At 40.4% G+C, this 19,426-nt stretch carries 17 protein-coding genes; 2 read left to right on the forward strand and 15 right to left on the reverse strand.

Annotation, left to right across the window (positions count from 1 at the left end):
- Window positions 1–102 precede the first annotated feature (102 nt).
- Window positions 103–618 carry an outer membrane beta-barrel protein gene (locus F3D68_RS03070; protein WP_151193016.1) on the reverse strand — a complete coding sequence of 172 codons (516 nt, stop codon included), beginning with the start codon at window positions 616–618 and terminating at the stop codon, window positions 103–105.
- Between the two features lie 318 nt (window positions 619–936).
- Between F3D68_RS03070 and ppc the strand changes: the two genes are divergently transcribed.
- Both ppc and F3D68_RS03080 read left to right on the forward strand, forming a co-directional pair.
- Complete coding sequence (gene ppc / locus F3D68_RS03075; protein ID WP_151193017.1) at window positions 937–3,570, forward strand: phosphoenolpyruvate carboxylase; 2,634 nt, start codon at window positions 937–939, stop codon at window positions 3,568–3,570.
- A 100-nt stretch (window positions 3,571–3,670) separates the two neighbouring features.
- Window positions 3,671–4,756 (forward strand): carbohydrate kinase family protein, encoded by a 1,086-nt coding sequence (locus tag F3D68_RS03080; RefSeq protein WP_117003786.1) that lies wholly within the window; start codon window positions 3,671–3,673, stop codon window positions 4,754–4,756.
- 22 nt (window positions 4,757–4,778) lie between these two features.
- Here the strand turns inward: F3D68_RS03080 and F3D68_RS03085 are convergent, their stop codons facing one another.
- The 14 genes from F3D68_RS03085 to hypF form a co-directional block, all read right to left on the reverse strand.
- Entirely contained in the window at window positions 4,779–5,957 is a 1,179-nt protein-coding gene (locus F3D68_RS03085) for a type VI secretion system protein IglI family protein (protein WP_151193018.1), read from the reverse strand.
- 23 nt (window positions 5,958–5,980) lie between these two features.
- Window positions 5,981–6,625, reverse strand: a complete 645-nt coding sequence (locus F3D68_RS03090) for a DotU family type IV/VI secretion system protein (RefSeq protein WP_151193019.1) — start codon at window positions 6,623–6,625, stop codon at window positions 5,981–5,983.
- A 221-nt stretch (window positions 6,626–6,846) separates the two neighbouring features.
- Window positions 6,847–7,602 (reverse strand): sulfite exporter TauE/SafE family protein, encoded by a 756-nt coding sequence (locus tag F3D68_RS03095; protein WP_117003789.1) that lies wholly within the window; start codon window positions 7,600–7,602, stop codon window positions 6,847–6,849.
- Between the two features lie 63 nt (window positions 7,603–7,665).
- On the reverse strand, window positions 7,666–8,154 hold the full coding sequence (locus F3D68_RS03100; protein ID WP_151193020.1) for a hypothetical protein: 489 nt from the start codon (window positions 8,152–8,154) through the stop codon (window positions 7,666–7,668).
- A gap of 83 nt (window positions 8,155–8,237) precedes the next feature.
- Window positions 8,238–9,614: a leucyl aminopeptidase family protein gene (locus F3D68_RS03105; RefSeq protein WP_151193021.1), complete on the reverse strand. Its 1,377-nt coding sequence runs from the start codon at window positions 9,612–9,614 to the stop codon at window positions 8,238–8,240.
- 126 nt (window positions 9,615–9,740) lie between these two features.
- The gene (locus tag F3D68_RS03110; RefSeq protein ID WP_151193022.1) at window positions 9,741–10,664 is read right to left on the reverse strand and encodes a HoxN/HupN/NixA family nickel/cobalt transporter; all 924 of its coding nucleotides are present in this window, start codon (window positions 10,662–10,664) and stop codon (window positions 9,741–9,743) included.
- A gap of 7 nt (window positions 10,665–10,671) precedes the next feature.
- Complete coding sequence (locus F3D68_RS03115; protein WP_151193023.1) at window positions 10,672–11,997, reverse strand: Ni/Fe hydrogenase subunit alpha; 1,326 nt, start codon at window positions 11,995–11,997, stop codon at window positions 10,672–10,674.
- A complete protein-coding gene (locus F3D68_RS03120) occupies window positions 11,994–12,806 on the reverse strand; it encodes a sulfhydrogenase subunit delta (protein WP_151193024.1) in 813 nt (270 codons plus the stop codon). Before F3D68_RS03120 ends, F3D68_RS03115 begins: the two co-directional genes overlap by 4 nt.
- Before the next feature lies 1 nt (window position 12,807).
- Window positions 12,808–13,659: an FAD/NAD(P)-binding protein gene (locus F3D68_RS03125; protein ID WP_151193025.1), complete on the reverse strand. Its 852-nt coding sequence runs from the start codon at window positions 13,657–13,659 to the stop codon at window positions 12,808–12,810.
- Window positions 13,656–14,789 carry a 4Fe-4S dicluster domain-containing protein gene (locus F3D68_RS03130; protein WP_151193026.1) on the reverse strand — a complete coding sequence of 378 codons (1,134 nt, stop codon included), beginning with the start codon at window positions 14,787–14,789 and terminating at the stop codon, window positions 13,656–13,658. Before F3D68_RS03130 ends, F3D68_RS03125 begins: the two co-directional genes overlap by 4 nt.
- A gap of 15 nt (window positions 14,790–14,804) precedes the next feature.
- Window positions 14,805–15,830, reverse strand: a complete 1,026-nt coding sequence (gene hypE, locus F3D68_RS03135; protein WP_151193027.1) for a hydrogenase expression/formation protein HypE — start codon at window positions 15,828–15,830, stop codon at window positions 14,805–14,807.
- Entirely contained in the window at window positions 15,827–16,927 is a 1,101-nt protein-coding gene (gene hypD, locus F3D68_RS03140; protein WP_151193028.1) for a hydrogenase formation protein HypD, read from the reverse strand. Before hypD ends, hypE begins: the two co-directional genes overlap by 4 nt.
- Window positions 16,924–17,160 carry a HypC/HybG/HupF family hydrogenase formation chaperone gene (locus F3D68_RS03145; protein ID WP_151193029.1) on the reverse strand — a complete coding sequence of 79 codons (237 nt, stop codon included), beginning with the start codon at window positions 17,158–17,160 and terminating at the stop codon, window positions 16,924–16,926. Before F3D68_RS03145 ends, hypD begins: the two co-directional genes overlap by 4 nt.
- Window positions 17,123–19,408, reverse strand: a complete 2,286-nt coding sequence (hypF, locus tag F3D68_RS03150) for a carbamoyltransferase HypF (RefSeq protein ID WP_151193030.1) — start codon at window positions 19,406–19,408, stop codon at window positions 17,123–17,125. Before hypF ends, F3D68_RS03145 begins: the two co-directional genes overlap by 38 nt.
- Window positions 19,409–19,426 lie beyond the last annotated feature (18 nt).

Genomic DNA, 19,426 nt, shown 5'->3' on the forward strand with positions numbered 1-19,426 from the left:
GGACAGCGCTAATGATATGTTATTCATACGGTCTTTTTACAAGGCTGGGCGATGGGAAGATATTGAAAGAATGGCTTATGCAGGCGGGTTAGCAATGGCTTCCTAAAATACCCACAAATTGCGAATGCGCCCCAATCCAGTATTTGGTATATTTCCATTATTTCTATATTGCTGATACATCAGTTGCGTATAAATGTTTTCATTTAAGTTAAAACCAAGCCCTAATGCCCAATAAAGTGCTAACTTATGCTCGGATCCGGTATACTGACTCGAGCTCATATAAGTATAACCCATACCAATTTTACCAATTGCCGAGAAGTGTAGTACTAGAGGAATTCTTAAGACGCCAGCCAAATCAAATGAATTAAGAGTTGTCTTATCCCCTAGATATTCAGGTGCTGAAAAGTTGGTATAACCAAACTCTATTGAAGTCCACGGCAATGGCAAGCTAATGCCAACGTTTGCACTCCAACCAAAACCATCATGATCTGTTGCTGAAATGCCGTTGATACCATGATTATTAACATATGACCAACCACCATTAATATCAACATTTACTAATGCATTTGCTGAACCACAAGTAGCTATAATTAACGCACATAAACAAATTTTTTTCATACTATATTTACCTCAAATTTTGGTTGCTATAAAAATGTCATAAACCCCGAAAACGATAATTGCTTACTTACTTAATTGCACCACACATCCAGTAAGGTGCAATCAAGCCCCTAGCACTCCCCCGCTTTATTTGTTGTATAGTAATTCACTTAAGTGTTTGAAATGTTGTTATTTAGAGTTTTTATGTAAGTTATTGTAAATTAACCACCCCCATGAAATATGCAAAATCGTTAACAAAAATTGCTAGAGTTTACGTTTTACTTCAATAATTGATTGAGGAATAATGAGGATGCAAGTTATGCAACACAAGGAGGAAACATGCCAATAACAACCATAAAAGAAGCACCCTATGCAAAAACGGTCAAAGAAGATATTGAGCTATTAGGCAATATTTTAGGAAAAGTCATAGAATGCCAAACTGGCGAAGCTGGCTTAGCTATTGTTGAGAAGATCCGCCAAAGTGCGATTCATATTCAGACCAATCAAGATAGCTCTTTTAAAGAGCTATACCACTATATCCAAAGTCTTGATGCCAAACAAAGCATTATTGTTGCACGTGCCTTTGGTCATTTTCTTAATCTGGTTAATATTGTTGAAAACGTCCATCGTATCGATATTGAAACACCGACAAATAGCTTAAATGAAATTATTGCTAACGCCTCTCATGCTGGCATAAAGTCCGCTGAGATTGAAGACATTATCCAACAGTTATCAATCACCTTGGTATTAACAGCCCATCCAACGGAAGTCAAACGCCGCACCAATGTCCAAAAATACAACCAAATCAGTGAGTTGATTAAATGGCGTAAAGAAGCCAAAACAACGTATGACAAAGTCGATATTGATCGTAAATTACATGTTATTATCAGCAATCTATGGCTTACGGATGAGATTCGTCGCAAGCGCCCAACACCGATTGAGGAAGCCAAATGGGGCTGTGCGGTAGTGGAGGAAGCTTTTTGGCACAGTGTACCTCAGTATTTTCGCCGGATTAATTGTGCACTTTTGGATAGTGGGCTCACACCTCTTAGCCTTAATCAAACACCGCTGAAGTTTGGCAGTTGGATGGGTGGTGATCGTGATGGTAATCCGTATGTCACTGCCAATATCACCGAACAAGTGGTTATGCTCTATCGCTGGCGAGCAATGACCTTGATTTTGAATGACGTCACCGAACTGATTCAAGAGCTGTCGATTAATGCCTGTAATCATGAAATTAGCACATTGACAAGCAACGAGCATGAACCCTATCGCGTGCTATTAAGGCAGTTACGAGATCGCCTTAGCTACACCATTGACTGGTATCAACAACGTATTATCAAAAAGCGCTTTCGTTTAGAAAGTGCGTGTATCCAGAGTGTTGAAGAAGTACTAGACCCACTTTATCTTATCTATAACAGCTTAATTCAAAACAATGCCACGGCAATTGCGCAAGACACCCTTGAAGATTTAATACGCAAGATTCACACCTTTGGTTTACATCTTGTGAAACTGGATATCCGTCAGGAATCTTCACGCCACAGTGAGGTGATCGCACGCATTTATCAATATCTTGAGCTAGGCGATTACTGGCAATTAAATGAGTCACAAAAAATCACATGGTTAATCAAAGAGCTGCAAAGTAAGCGCCCATTATTTGATGATGATTGTCCCTTTAATGACGATGAACAAGAATTAATTGACACTTTCCAAACTATTGCCAAATTGCCACGTGATCAATTTGGTTCCTATGTTATCTCGATGGCATCGCAACCTTCTGATGTTTTAAGTGTTCTCTTGTTGCAAAAATCCTGCCACATTAAAGGCTACTTACCAGTTGTGCCATTATTTGAGACATTAAATGACTTAAAAGGAAGTGCTGAAACCCTATCGCAGTTATTTCAACTTAACTGGTACAAAGAGCACACCAAAGGCAATCAAGAGGTTATGATTGGCTATTCAGATTCTGCCAAAGATGCTGGGAAACTTGCTGCAAGCTGGCAGCTTTATAAAGCCCAACAACAAATGCTTGAAGTAGGTAAAGCGCATGATATCAAACTGTGTTTCTTCCATGGTCGCGGTGGCTCGGTTGGTCGCGGTGGCGGCCCTATTCAATCTGCATTATTATCATTACCACCCCATACGGTCAATGGCTGGATCAAAGTCACAGAACAAGGTGAGGTTATTCATAAAAAATTTGGCTCCAAAGAAAATGCCTTAGAGAACTTTATTCTATATACCAACTCTGTTTTAGCTGCCACGTTGGCACCTCCGATAGAAGCACATGACAACTGGCAAACACTAATGGATCAAATGAGCGACCAATCAGCTTCAGACTATCGCCACGTCGTGCATGATGAGGCATTTATGGCATATTTCACACAGGCAACACCTGCTAGCGCGCTTGGTAAACTCTGCATTGGTAGCCGCCCTGCTAAGCGCAAACCCTCAGCACGTTTAGAAGGCTTAAGAGCAATCCCTTATATTTTTGCTTGGACGCAGACTCGATTGATTTTACCTAGCTGGCTTGGTATGGAGTCAGCCTTACAATCAGCATTAGCTACAGATAAAGCATTGATCAAAGAGATGTTAAAAAACTGGCCATTTTTCAAAAACTTAATTGATCTTTTAGATATGACATTATTAAAAACATCACCCGAGATTGCTCAGTTTTATGATGATGAGCTCTCTTTAAGTTTACAGAATTATGGTCAGGATCTGCGTTTGCGACTCAATAGCATGATCAAGGTTAATAGCTTGTTAAATACACTAACCGATGATGGTCATGCCGCATCCAAATACTCAGCCATCCACTATCGTACACCGTATATTGATCCCTTGAATTTGTTACAAGCATCGACTTTACACAAACTAGCAAAAGGTAATCTAAGCACTGAAGAAGAAACCATCTATGAAGATGTACTAATGCTATCGATTTCCGGCATTGCTGCTGGCATGAAAAATACCGGTTAATTTAAATCATAGCAACTTCTACATCATTACATTCATGACACCTGCTAAAAATTAAGGCACAATACCTATCATTAATGTTTATACTGGAGTAAGCCCACATATGAAAGCTTTGACCATCGGTGGTGCAACATTAGATACAATTATCGAATACGAACAAATGGAAACCATGGAAATCCAAAAGCCATTCGCCAAGCAATCCTATTTATTACTTGAGGAAGGCGCCAAAATCGAGGTCACCGATCAGAAATGCTTTAGTGGCGGTGGCGCTACCAATGCAGCTGTTTCCTTGCAAAAGCTTGGATTTAATGTGCGTTTTTTTGGCAAAGTCGGCAAAGACAACATTGGTAAATCACTGCTAGAAGAGCTGAAATCGCAAGGGGTTGATACCTCGATTGTGCGCTACTCTAATCACTATGGCACCGCCACCTCTTATGTTGTACCATCACTTAAGGGGGATCGCACGATCTTTGCTTATCGCGGAGCTAATCGCGATTTATTAACCGAAGATCTACCAGTTGCTGCAATTGAAGAAGCTGATTTTGTTTACGTCACATCCCTTAGCAAAGCATCTGCCGCACAGCTGCCACAAATTGTCAAATTCGCCAAAGTATGTAATACAAAAGTTGCCATTAACCCAGGTTATAGCCAACTTGAAGTTGGTAGTAGCTTTATTTTAGAAGCCTTAAGCGGTATTGATATCTTGATCATGAACTACCAGGAAGCACAAAAGCTCATGAGCTCTTTGTTAAGCTGCGAAGATAACCCAACGGATGAAACAGCAATGGATCATCACCAGAACCTACTGCAGGCTCAACCTGTTTATCAAGATAGTTTTTTCTCATTAAAAGCCTTCTTTCAAAAAGCATTGAGCTTAGGACCACGCATCGTTGTCGTTACCGATGGCAGCGAAGGGGTTTATGTTGCAACCGAGAAGAAAATGTACTTTCATCCAGCACTTAAGATTGATAACGTTGTCAATACACTAGGGGCAGGAGACGCTTTTGGTTCAAGCTTTTGTGGTGCGATATATGCTGGTGAGAATGTGCGCACTGCGATTTGCTATGGCCTGATTAATAGTGCTTCAGTGATTCAATACCATGATGCTAAAACAGGGCTTTTAGATAAAGAAACCATTGCAGCTAAAATTGCCGATGTCCCTGATACCTTAAGCATTGTTGAGTGGTAATGCTTGAATTAAACTTTCTTCTTTATTCTTTCGACAAACCTGCTTGATCCCAAACACCTTCAATTTCCTCCAGTAAATGATCGATTTCATTATCATCAATGAGCGACTCTTCTTGATCATCGATAATGTCTTCTTTAAAGCGAATATCTTCACTTTCTGATAACATACTGACATCTTCCATCAACTTACGCCCTTCATTTTGCATAGGTTCGGCATAATCGCCTTGATGAAACTGCTCATCATGATAATTATTCTCTGCCATATTAGGTAAATCACGTAAAAAACGCATTGGATCACTTTGATAGAGCTTCTTGGCAATATGCCACTCCAATGAATTAGAGTTCTGCTCAATATGCTTATAAATCGTTCGTGCATTGGGTGCTAGATTTTTATATAGCGGGAAAAAGAGTCCTGGAAAATAATCTTTTGGGTCAAAATGTGTCAGCTCTTTTTGCATATCTTCATAAACGATTGCCGCCTCAAAAAAGCGTTTTGCATTGATCATGCTTTGTAAAATCAGTACTTTTTTGACGAACTTATACCATTTGACTGAAGCAAACTCATCAATATAACGGTTTTTAGTTTCCTTTTGTGGGACTTGTTTTGTCACAGGTTCGCTTGCCTCATCAACGCCAGTCGTTGAAGATTCATTTTGCTGCTCTTTATCAAGTAGCCGCTTAATCGCAAACTTAAGCTCTTTGATCGTTTTGTTCGTTGTTAATACCGACTTACGTGAGTCTAACTCCAGTTGTATTGAGGTTAGGCTTTGCACGGTATCTAATAATAATTCATAGGACTCAACCAACGCATCGACATCAAAGACCTTAACCTGCTTAATTTCAGCGGTTATTTTCATATCCAGCATTTGTACAAAGATGTCAATACCACTAAGTAACGTGGTATCAAAACGCTCTAAAGGAGATAAACGCCCCGATAGTATATTTAATTGCTGATCATAAGACTTAATACTTGTGTTAATATCTGCCAAAGATTTTGCGCTCAAAAACAAATCTGCGGCATACCCCATAAAAAGAATATAGACATCTATGCTTTTGGTTTCTTCAACATACTGGCTAATTGCCTCGATAACTGCTTCATATTTTCCTTCTTGATATTGATGCACAATGCCACTCATCAACATCGGATTTAAGCGTTTAAGCTGCACAATATCTTCAATCTCGCTTAAGAATGCTAACTGCATGTCACTCCTCCTTGTTTTCCTTATTACGCAAAAAAGTAAATGCCAAGCGGCACCAAAATACATATTGCAACAACACCCCAGACGATATTCTGCGCTTTACGACTATTGGGCATCTGTTGACGTGACGTTGTTGTGGCAACAACCTCTTCGTTTATATTGGTATTTTGATTAAAGTCCTTTAATATCGATTTGACGCGTGAAATATACTGGTGGCGCTCGGCATGATTTGGATTGTGATAATATTTCCCTAAAAAGTCATCTTGCAATACCATAAGAAGCACTTCATAGCTGATTTTGGGATATATTTTATTTGATAGCACTTCATCTAATACATCAAAAACAAACTCACCGCCATCCGTTCGCCCATAAAACTCAGCTTGTAAGGTATCCCAATGACAGGGCAACTCACGCTCAGTAATCAATAACATAAACTTCTCATCGACATTAGTAATAATCGGAAAAAGGATAAACTCAGCAATTTTACTACTATAGTCGGTGTTAAGCTGATTTTGCATCGCTAATAGTTGTGCCCGAATTTTCTCACGAAATTTGAGAACCTCTTGATCACTTGTTTTACCCGCATTATTAAGCATAAGCGTTTTTTTAAAATCACTTGCTGAATAGACTAAATCGCTTAACTGCGATAATAATTGAAGTTCACTTTGCATTGTTTCAACCTTCCTTTATCTTGTTATTAGCACGTTTATCTCATCGATTAAATCAGATAAAACCTATCGTACTGATTCCTTTTCACAGTCTAGCCTTCGCTGCTTTGTAATAAAATCATGCGATCAATTATCGCTATGTATACAGCAAGATACTATCACAGCAAACAAATATGTCTAGTCACTAAGAAGCAAAACATTTGGATTTATACTGATTAAAAAAATTAAAAAAATAACAACTTAATCATCAGTCCCAAAAGCACGAGCATAACAATCTTCTTAAGCCACTTAACATTCGCCTTAAGCACAAACTGCGCGCCCAACAAATAGCCCATCATTGCCGCAGGCAAAGCGATCATCACGATGTACCAGTCAATATTGCCCGTCCATAAAAAGTAAATTAAAGCACCAAAGTTCGCCGATAAATTAACAATTTTGGCATTCGTCACGGACTCTTTGGCTGACATCGACAAAATATACATAAAGCCTAAGAACAAAAAGGTTCCAGTGCCCGGACCAAAAAAGCCATCATAGGCGCCAACAATAAAACATACCAAACCCAAATGCAGATAAAATTTTGGTGTCAACGTGTAGTTACTTTCGGAACGGTAGTTTTTAAATGCACCAATAATTAAAATCGTCGGAATAATAATAAGCAACAAGGTTGTCATCAGCTGATAACTCACCAGATGACTAATCAGCTTCGCACCCAATAAAGAGCCGATAAATGCCAGTACAATACCTAAGATAATCGTACGCCAATAAACCTTTACCGAACACAACAAACGGATAACGGCAGAAAGTGTACCCATCGACATGACCATTTTATTGGTACCCAATACCAAATGCGGTGGCACACCAACGCTTAAATACGTTGGGATAGTGATCATGCCACCACCTCCGGCAATACAATCAACAAAACCCGCGAAAAAAATCATTACAAAAACAAAAGCACCAGATAAAAACGAGATGTGCTCCATACTAATCACTTCATACCAACCAATCGTTAGAAAGTATAATGTACTGGTTATTTGAAAGAGTTCCTAACTATTTTTGTGATTAACTGGGAAAAATCCTTGTGTATAAATTTTTTGAACTTCTTGCGCACTTAAAAATGATTGCAACAACATCACAAGCTTGTCAAATTCCTCGGAGATTTTAGCATAGGTTTTCTGATAAGAAGATTTCAGTATTCGATAATAATAAGCAAGCTCTAGGCTCGCTGTTTTACCAATATCACTAAAATAAGATGGTGATAAACCTAATTTTTGTGCTCGCTTTGGATACCATCCGGCGTAGATTAAAGAACAATCCAGCACTTTTTCAAGCTCATCGGTATTTTTATGTGAGATGCCAGTTAATAGGCTTTGCGCAAAGGTCATATCTTTAAGCTCAGTATATTTGACATTTCTTAGCAGAGCATAAACAACAAAAGCCTCAATCTCGACATCCAGTTCAATGCCAACAACTTTTTGCGCCTCACCGATCAGATTATAAAACGATTCAACCATTGTGTTTGCAATTACTACCATAAGCTTTCCTCATTGCATCATCCTGCAACAAGTATAGTTGACTTTTTAGACTATGGTATTTTATCAAGGTTATTTGCTAATCGTCAGACACCTAGGTGTGTTTTAAGCATCTCATATGCCGCACGAATACCCATTGCCTCACCACCAATCATTCGTCCTGGCATATTCGAGATATTCCATGCCATCAAATCAAAATGAAGCCATGGTGTATTATGTTCAATAAAGCTTTGTAAAAACAATGCTGCACTAATACTGCCAGCATATGGCACAGAAGCAGAGTTTTTAATATCTGCAACCTGACTATCAAGGAGCTTGCGATAAGAAGCATATAGCGGCATACGCCACACTGGGTCTTGCACTTTCTCTGCTGCTAGGCTTAGCTTATGCGCCCACTCCTCATCATTGGCAAAAAATGCTGACATCTCAGTACCAACGGCAATGCGCGCTGCTCCCGTTAATGTCGCAAAATCCATCACAAGATTTGGTTTCTCACGGGTTGCTTCAGTTAAAATATCAGCTAATACAATCCGCCCTTCCGCATCGGTATTGGTCACCTCAACCGTTGTACCATTATACATTTCAATCACATCACTTGGGCGATAGGCATTGCCTGAAATCGCATTTTCAACCGCTGAAATAAGTACGGTTAAACGCACTGGCAATTGTGTATCCATAATCAAGCGCGCTAATCCCAAGACTTGTGCCGATCCCCCCATATCCTTATGCATCAAGAGCATGCCACTAGCAGGTTTAATATCCAAGCCACCGGTATCAAAAACCACACCTTTACCAACAAGCACAATATGCGGGTGCGCTTCATTACCCCAATCTAGGCGAATGCGTCTGGGTGCTCTGACACTCGCACGTCCCACCGCATGAATACCGCGATAGCCTTTTGCTAATAGGTCATCACCCACGATTTCTGAAAAAGTCGCAGAGAAGGTTTGCGCTAATTTCTGAGTTTGTCGTGCAATCTCTTCAGGACCCATATCTTCAGCCGGTGTATTGATCATATCGCGCACTAGATATATCGCGCGCAAAGTTTTTTCAACCTCAGCAAATTTTTTGGGTAAATATAATTTAATGGTATTAGTCTTTTTGTCTGACTTATACGTTAGAAACTGATAACAGCCTAAACCAAATGCCAAATAGAAAAGCTCAGAATCGACGACATCAAAAGGGTCCACAATCTGATAATCACCATGCGGCAATGACTGGCATAAGCTTGCCATTGACCACATATCTTTAGCATCAACAACGACTAATGCTGCAGATAACTCGCCATCACTATTAAAAAATAAAGCACTCTTACCCGATATTGCTTTAAAGCTTTGCGCTTTAAGCGTATTTTGCTTTGATGGTTCTTGCTGTAACAACCAATCTTGATATTGCCCAACAGGGACAACAATTAATTCTACTGCTTCTTTTTTGATTGTTTTATAAAAACATGAAAATGCCATAATAACCTCACAACAACTTAATTGATGGAAGTATATTAAAGGATTGCCAAGGATTTGAAAGCCTCACCTGCAAAATATACTGCTGACTAATCATTTTGGCACTCTTGGTTTAGGTAACTCGGATAATCAACTTAATTTTAACACTGATCGTTTTTTTAATACCATCACTAAAAAAACAGCTAGTAGCAACAACACTAAACCGCCACCAAACCACGGTGAGTGATCACTGACAAAACCAATAGCGCCATAGATATCAAGATCAAACAACCCAAATAACTGAATAAATCCGACAATAAACGATGCACTGATCACGATCAGTAATATCGCAATATTGTAGCGACGAAAGCTCTGCTCATTTATTTTTTGAGTATTGATGAGCTTTGTCATTAGTAATGCATCTAATGAATCAACCCACGTCATGCCAAGTGCAAAAGCAATTGGCAATGCCAAAATAAGCCAGATTGATTCACCACTTAATGATGCCGTTGCTGCTAATCCTAAAAGTGCAATTTCAGTCGCTGTATCAAAGCCAAGACCAAATAAAAAGCCAACTGGATACATCTTATAAGGCTTATCAACCATTTTAAACAAAGGCTTAACCCAACGTGTTAAGGGTGAATGTGTATGTGTGTTTTGTTGATGTTTAATGAGCTTATACAGTGATAATACATTCATACCTCCTGTAAGCCACAAAAAGGCAATTGATACAACCGATCCAATCACAGCACCAATACCAATGATACCAAGGCTCTCCGCCTTACTTAGGCTTATCCCTAAAATAACCAGCAAAGTCAGCAAAAACACAACACTAGAATGCCCCAGTGCAAAGAACAAGCCAGTTGTCACACTGGGTTTGCCTTTTTGTGCTAATTGACGTGTAACATTATCAATGGCGACAATATGATCGACATCAAAGCCATGCCTAAGTCCTAACATAAAAGCAACAAACACGATGCCTAAAAGACTTAAATGCTGATAAAAGGCAACGCTAAAAATAAGCCATATCAGCAAGCTAATAAAAATAAATCCACGAAAGAACCTTCTATGCATAACGACCTCATGCGCGTTTGATATTTAATGTCAGAAAGTGAGCCGAACACGAGATACATGGATCGTAATTGCGAATCACCATTTCGGCATGCTGTCTTAACTCATCGTCTGATTTATCCAAGCCAAACTTGGTTAATGACTGCTTAAGATCCGCCTCCATACAAGCTAAGTTTTGCGCAGTTGGCGGTGTAATACGGATTTTTGTCGCACATCCTTTGTCATCAAACTCAAAGTAGTCAATCTGAATTCCACGAGGTGCCTCTGTCGCACCCCACGCCTTGCCTGCCTTAAAGCTCACATCAACATAAGGTTTATCAGGATATTCATACGCTTCAAATATACGCAGTATCTCACCAATCGCGTAATAGCATTCGATCGATCGCGCCAAAATACTATGAAAAATATTATTACTTGGAAACGAAATGCCCGTACTATTAGCAAGCGCTTGAACCTCTTTGGGTAGTTTATCAAAATTCAAATTCAAACGTGTTAATGGTGTTGTTAAATAGGGTTGTCCATCGCGTGTTGAATGAAGTGCCGTTGATTGTGGCGCATGAAACTCATAGAAATGCTCATCCCATTCTTCGATTGGAAAACACTCACCTCTGTTGGTTACGACATGTTCAGCAATTACTGGATACTGTCCACTGACATCGGTTAATGCCACTTGTAATACTTCATCAAAGCAGACATCAGGATAAGGTAATTGGGCAAACCACATCACAACATCTTTGGCATCTTTTAGCGCTTCTTGTAGTCGTGGGATAAGTGCTTTGATTTCTTTAGGCTTAGGTGCTCGATAGAATCCACCCACTTTAATCGCACCAGGATGCACCGATCTGCCACCAAATAATGACAAAATATCATTACCCAAATGCTGTAATCTGACACCTCGCTTGACTTCATTAGGGAAGTCTTTTGCCATTTCAATCGCTGAGTGATACTTCAAAAAATCAGGAGCAGCTAAAATATGCGTATGCAAATAATGCGACTCCATCCATTCACCAAGATACATCACGCGTCGCATCTCATGCACCCAAGGGGTCACCTCTACCTCAAAAGCTTTTTCCATCAAGGTCACCACACTCATTTGATACGCCATCGGGCAAATACCACAAATGCGTGCTACCGCATCAATGATTTCATTCGGCTGACGTCCTTCTAAGAACTTCTCAAAATAACGTGGTGGCTCATAAATACGCACATGACATTTGGTGATTTCATTGTTATTAATCTCTAAATCAAGCGCACCTTCACCTTCGACACGCGCTAAAATAGGCACTTCTATTTTCGTTGTTTTGACATTATTTGCCGTATTGATTTGATTACTCATGCGTTATCTCCAGCCTGCTTGAAACCTTGTTGCTGATTATTGATAAAATGATATTTATGTGCAATCTCTTCATCGGTTAGCCCCATTGATTTTAGCTTTGCCGTCATCGCATCAAAATTGGCATATTTTGCCGCACCATAACAGCCATAACATCCGCGATTAATATGCGGACAAAGTGCATCACAGCCATTAGCCGTCACAGGACCCAAGCACGGTTCATTACGTGCAACCATCACACAGGTGATTCCACGATGTTTACACGATGTGCAGACAGGTTCTACCACCTTTTCTGGCTCCACTTTAAATAACAATTGACGCACCGCATGATACATCTGATCAGAGCTTACCGGGCATCCCCTGATTTCAAAATCAACGCTGACATAATCCTCAATCGGTTTTGCGGTATCTAATTCCATTTTGTCAATCACATCGGTGTGTTGCGGGTAGACATCTTTCATCCAACCTTCAAACTGTTGGCGGGTAACATTATTTCTTAAAGCTTGAATGCCACCTGTTGTCGCACATGCGCCCATCGTAATAAGATATTTACTATTTTCACGAATCTTTTGAATGCGCCCTACATCATGTTTGGTATTAATACTGCCCTCAATAATCGCAATATCCACCTTGGCATCTTCGTCAACAGGACCTGCCTCAGCAAAGTGTTTGATCTCAACCAATTGTGATAATTTCAGCAGGCGAATGCCATCATTAATAAATGCCAGTTGACAACCATCACATGAGCTAAACTTATGCACAGCAAGTGTGGGTTTGTTACTTAGATCTTTTAATTTACTCTCATTCGACATTTTACACCCCCTTGATTGACAACAGTTTTTCAACTTGCGGATAGGCATAAACGGCACCATCTTTGCAGATAAACTCTTTGCCCATCTGGCAATGCCCACAATGCCCAATCGCACACTTCATGCTGCGCTCCAATGAGACAAACACATGATGCTCTGGCACCCCAATATCAATAAAGCTACGTGCGACATTTTTCATCATAATCTCAGGACCAACACTCATCACATAAGTATTTTGATAATCTAGCTTAAGATCTTTAACCGCTTCGGTGACAAAACCTTTATACCATTGCCATGGACCAAATGGCTCGCCCTCAGTTGCCGTTACAATCACCTGTGTATTTGGGATAGCATTCCAACGCGTGTATTTATCCTGATAAATGAGTCCTTCACTGTGACGCACACCTTGCACTACATAAATCCGTCCATATGCTTCGCGATTTTTTAGCATCATTTCAGTTGCGGCAACCAATGGTGCGTTACCCAACCCACCGGTCATAATCACAACATCCTTGCCTTGCGCTTCATCCACTGGCCAGCTGCTGCCAAAAGGTCCACGAATACCAACCTTTTGACCTTTTTTTAGTTGATGCATACCTTGTGTCACACGTCCAACGACTTGAATGGTATGTTCAAAAACATCATGATTAAACTCGCGATCATTAACAATCGAGATTGCCACTTCACCCACACCATAAAGATAAATCATATTAAACTGTCCAGGTTTGAAGCTATATTTCTGGCGTAAATCCGCATCACATAAACGTAAACGTAAGGTAAAAATATCTGGTGCATCATCAATAAAGTCAATAATCTCAGCCTCGTGTGGCAAATAAGCATCTTGTGGGTAAATCATGCTTTTTTCTCCTGCTTTTCCTGCTTATTCTGCTTCTTTTGACAGATAATGTTTATTTCATCCGTAACATCAATACTCACAGGACACCACGTAATACAGCGCCCGCAACCAACACAGCCCTTGGTTCTAAACTGCTCGCGCCAAGTGGAGAATTTATGTGTTATCCATTGACGATATCGATGTTTAGGTTCTTGACGATATAACTCACCATGCGTGTAACTATGATCTAAACCAAAGCATGAATCCCATTCGCGTAAATGCGTACTTATTTGCCCTTCCAAATCAGGCTCTTCTTTCTCGGTATGACAAAAGCATGTCGGACAAGATTGTGTGCAACTACCACACGATAAACAGCGTTTAGCAACATCATCCCATTGCGGATGATCTAAGTTGGCAAATAGCGCCTTTTCAACCGTTGTTAAGGGCGGGATGCTTTTCTCTTGCATTGCATATACCGCTTTGACTCTTTGTTCCGCTTCATAGGTTTGCGCACCAGTAGCTGGATTTAATTGCAGCTGCTCAATAAGCGCTCTACCTTTGTCGCTACCTGATTCAATAACAAAACCACCATTGATTTCCGTCATTGCCCACTCAAAGCCTTTATCAGCATATGGGCTATCACCTAGACTAATACAAAAGCAATTACTATGACAACTGGTACAATTAGCTGCAATGATAAACATCGCTTCACGTCTCGCCTTATAACGCACATCTTGATAGGCATTTTCGATAAACACACGATCTTGAATTTCAATCGCGCGCAAATCACAAGGTCTGACACCTAAAACAGCATATTTTTGTTTATTTAACGCTTGCTCAAACGTCAATTTACCGCTGTCATCACGCTTGACTTGCCATAATACTTCTTTCTCTTTAAATAGCATCGGTTTTACCGATTGAACTGGCAGACTCCATGCAAAAGCTTTGTTTTCATTGGTTTTTTTGACGTGATAATGCGCAGGTTTCTGCTCATCAACGTAGCCCCATGGCAATTCAGCTGCTTTTTCAATATCATCATACACAATCGCCTGATCATCAACGATTGGTGCTTTTACCTCAAAACCCTGTGCCTTTAAGGCGCTAATTAAATCATCTAGACGCTGATGCGCTAAAAAATAAAACTGACTCATTATTCCTCCTTATGCTTAGCAAATTCTTGGTAGTTGTTCACCACTTAGCCAATCGACGCGTCTAAGCCCACCAAAGCTTGTTTGCATATTGACCGATGCATTGCCTACTTTATCAACCTTAGCAATCACACTGGCATTTTTGCCCAACTCATCTTGCTGTAAACACGTTAATACCTTTTCAACTTCGCTTTCATCACAAACAATTAAAACCTTGCCTTCATTTGCAATAAAAAGTGGATCCAAACCCAGTAACTCGCAAGCAGAGCGCACTTCTTCACTAACGACAAGTGCAGATTCATCAATACTAATACCTACTTGATGTTGGCTCGCCCATTCATTTAAAGTCGCAGCAACACCGCCTCGCGTCGGATCACGCATTGTTTTAATACGACAACCTGATTGATGTAGTCTTTCAAGCAAATGATTTAGATTAATAGCATCACTTTTGACATCACAGTCAAAGCTTAAACCCTCGCGCTTTGACATCACAGCAACACCATGCTCGGCAATCGCCCCGTTGATAATGATGCAATCACCCATTGCTAATGGCTCATGAGTGACAAAGTCATCCATAACAACACCTATCCCTGTTGTGTTGATAAAAATACCATCGCCTTTGCCTTTCTCAACCACCTTGGTATCACCTGTTACTAATTGGACATGAGATGCTTTGGCTGCGTCAGCCATTGACTCAACAATCGCTTTTAAATCACTCAGTGGTAACCCTTCTTCTAAAATAAAGCCGACAGAGAGAAAAAGCGGCTTCACACCACCAACTGCCAGATCATTCACCGTACCATAAACAGCTAAACTGCCAATATTGCCACCTGGGAAAAAGTACGGCGTAATCACATAACTATCGGTTGTCATCGCAATTTTACCATTGAGATTTGGTAACGTCGCTTGATCCTCGCCTTGAGATAAATACTCATTATCAAAGGCTTTCTTCATCAACTGATCAATCAAACGATTCATCGCTTTGCCACCGGCACCCATCGCAAGATCCACCACACCTGATTTAAAGTTTAATTTAATACTCATGCCAACACTCCTTGGTATTGATAATGTGCCGCACATGCCCCTTCAGAGGAAACCATACATGCTCCCATCGGTTGCTCAGGTGTGCAGGCAATACCAAAGAGCTTGCAGTCTTTAGGCTCTTTGACCCCTCGTAAAATATCAGGGCATGCACACGCCTTATGCTCTTGCCCTTTGATGATTGGTATATCAAAGACCACCTCAGCATCAAACTGTGCATATTTATCTTTAATCTTTAGCGCGCTTTTTGGGATGAATCCTAATCCACGCCACTCAAAGGTCTCTCGTAATTCTAAATACTCAGCGACTAATTGCTGTGCAAAGGTGTTTCCCTGAGGCGTCACCGCACGTGTGTATTGGTTTTTGACACCCACCTCATCACGATTAATCATCTGGATCAACATCACAATAGATTGCAATACATCTAAAGGTTCAAATCCCGCAATCACCACAGGTTTGGCAAAGCGCGTTGCCACATCATGATACGCATCACTGCCAATAACAATACTGACATGTGAAGGGCCGACAAAGCCATCAATTTTGACTTCATCGGATAAGATAGCTTCCATCGCAATCGGTGTTAGCACATGATTACAAAATACAAAGAAGTTATTCAAGCCTAACTTTAATGCTTTATCTAATACTACGGCTGTCGGTGGTGTTGTTGTCTCAAAGCCAATGGCAAAAAAGATCACTTTCTTATCTGGGTTCTCTTTAGCCAACTTTAACGCATCTTCACTTGAATAGATCATGCGCACATCTGCACCGCGCGCTTTGGCTTTGAGTAGACTATCTTGGTTTGTGCCAGGCACTCGCAACATATCAGCATAGCTGCAAAAAATCACACTCGGCTGTAAGGAAAGAAAAATCGCCTGATCAACACGCGCAACCGGTAGCACACATACAGGACATCCAGGACCGTGAATCATCTTAATCTCAGCTGGCAATAGCCCTGTGATACCATAACGATGAATCGCATGCGTGTGCCCGCCGCAAAACTCCATCAAGTGATATTTTCGCCCACTTTGCACGCTATTGTTAATCTCAGTAATAAGTCCTTTGGCAACTTTTGGATCGCGAAAAACCTCAATATAGTTCATAGCTCACCTCGATCTTGTTGCAGCATTTCAGCAAAATCTTTTAACGTTTGTTTGGCTTGTGATTCATCTAGTTTACTAAGCGCAAAGCCAACATGAACGATCACATAGTCATTGATAACAACCTGATCTTTTAATAATGCCAAGGAAATCTCTTTGCGCACACCACCGATATTAACCAGCGCTTGGTCATCGCCATTAAGCGCTATAATCTGTGCAGGAATTGCTAAGCACATGCCTTTTCTCCTTGTTTAATTTATTCGCCGCAAGCCATGCTTGCCCTAAACTAACCCCGCCATCATTGACTGGGATTTTTTGTGGCACAACCGCCTCTAAGCCAAACGTTTCTAAATACTGCACAACTTGAGTCAACAGCACTTTGTTTTGAAAACAACCACCTGTTAATATCACTTGAGTAATACCTTTGTTGACTGCATGACCATGCGCCCATAAGGCTAAAGCATAAGCCAATGTCCCATGAAATAGCTCACTGCCTTTATCTTTTGGCATAGCAATTATTCTCGCGACTAATTGTGATACATCCAGTTGATTATTATTTATATCAATCAAGCTTTTATCAACCCTAGGTACGTTAACCAATGCTTCAAGTTTCATTGCAGCTTCTGCTTCAAAGCTATTGTAATGACAGACATCTAACAAACTTGCCACACCATCAAATAAACGCCCCATACTTGTCGTATATGCTAGGTTTTCTTTGTTTTTCTCAAGTAATTGTAAAAAACTTGGTGCTTTTTCATTTGCTAATAGATGCTTTGGCACTTTGAACTCCAAGTCAACACACAAACTAAGCGCCATACGCCATGGCTCTTTTTGCACCCGATCACCACCTAAATAGGGCATCGATTGAAGTGCTGATACGCGTGTAAACTTAAGTGCTTCAATATCACAATGATAAAGCTCGCCACCTCGCGCCATACCATCATCACCCAAACCAAAACCATCAAGTACAATCGCTAATACCGGAGCTTCTGGTGCATACTCCGCTACGGCTGCAGCAATATGCGCCTCATGATGTTGCACGCGAATAAGTGGTAAATTTAAGCACTCAGCAAACTCAGTCGTATAGAAGTCCGGATGCAAGTCACACGCCACGGCATTGAATCTCACACCAAATAAATGTTGATAGTGACGAAACGCTTTTTCAAAGTACTCAATACTATCGACGCTATCCATATCACCAATATATTGTGAGAGATATGCTTCATTGTGGTTGATAAAACAAAAGGTGTTTTTCAACAGAGCACCCGTTGCAAAGACACAAGGTAATTCACGATTGAGCTTAATTGTTAATGGCACAAACCCACGCGCGCGACGGATCATCATTGATTTATCTAAAACCACGCGCATTACGCTATCGTCACTTTGCATCGCAATTTGTCTATCATCACTCACAATCATATCGGCAATGGGTGCAAGCAACTGATAAGCTTGATGATTATCCGCAATAATACTGCCACCAGATAAGTTAGCACTTGTTACCACCAGTAATAGATCATTTGCTTGGTGCAACCAATCACGATCTTTCGGTTGACCTAAGAGATAATAAAAAAGCAAATAATCACCAGCAGAATTAGGTAACATCACACCTAGCTCATTAAGATCAGGTGCGAGCGATTTAGGCAACTGAGCCGTTGTTTTCTTTTCTAACAATAGAATTGGGCGAGCCGACGAATTTAATAGCACACTTTCTTCTTGATTACACTGCACATATTGTTCAATACTGGCTTGATTTAATACCATTAATGCGAAAGGTTTAGATGGTCTTTTTTTACGTTGTCTTAAGTACGTAATCGCTACTTCATTTTTAGCATCGACAACCAGTTTAAAACCGCTATGTGTTTTCAACGCTAAAATGTCACCTTGTTTCAGTGTTTGCACCAAATCAGAAAAGGCATGAGATAATTTGGGACCACACGCGTGACAAGCCGTTGTTTGTGCGTGATAACGTCGATCTAAAGGATTGCGATAAACACGCAAGCAATCATCACATAATGGAAACTTGGAAAACGTCGTCGTTTCTCGATCATAAGGTAAAGACTCGGTAACACTAAAGCGCGGACCACAATACGTGCAACTCGTGAAAGGATAAAGATAATAGCGACTATTTGGATCAAATAGCTCACTCAGGCAGTCATCACAAATAACACTATCGGCTGGAATTTTGGTCTGAGACGCCCCTTTACTACTGGATAAAATACTAAAATGATCAAATGCTTTAACAATATTGATTTCAGTCATTTTGATATGTTCAATTTGCGCAAGCTTAGGTAATTGCTGCCTCATCAATGTGCAGAAATTCTCAGCTTCCTGATGTGTCGTTTGTAGAATGATTTCAACACCATGTAGCGTATTTTGCACACTGCCAGATAAGCCATTTTTCACAGCCAAAGTATAAACAAATGGTCTAAAGCCCACACCTTGAACGATGCCATTAACTATGATTTTGACTGCTGTTATACCCATTTGTTATCTAACCAATTC

Source organism: Cysteiniphilum sp. JM-1 (genome assembly GCF_008711525.1).
Classification (GTDB): domain Bacteria; phylum Pseudomonadota; class Gammaproteobacteria; order Francisellales; family Francisellaceae; genus Caedibacter.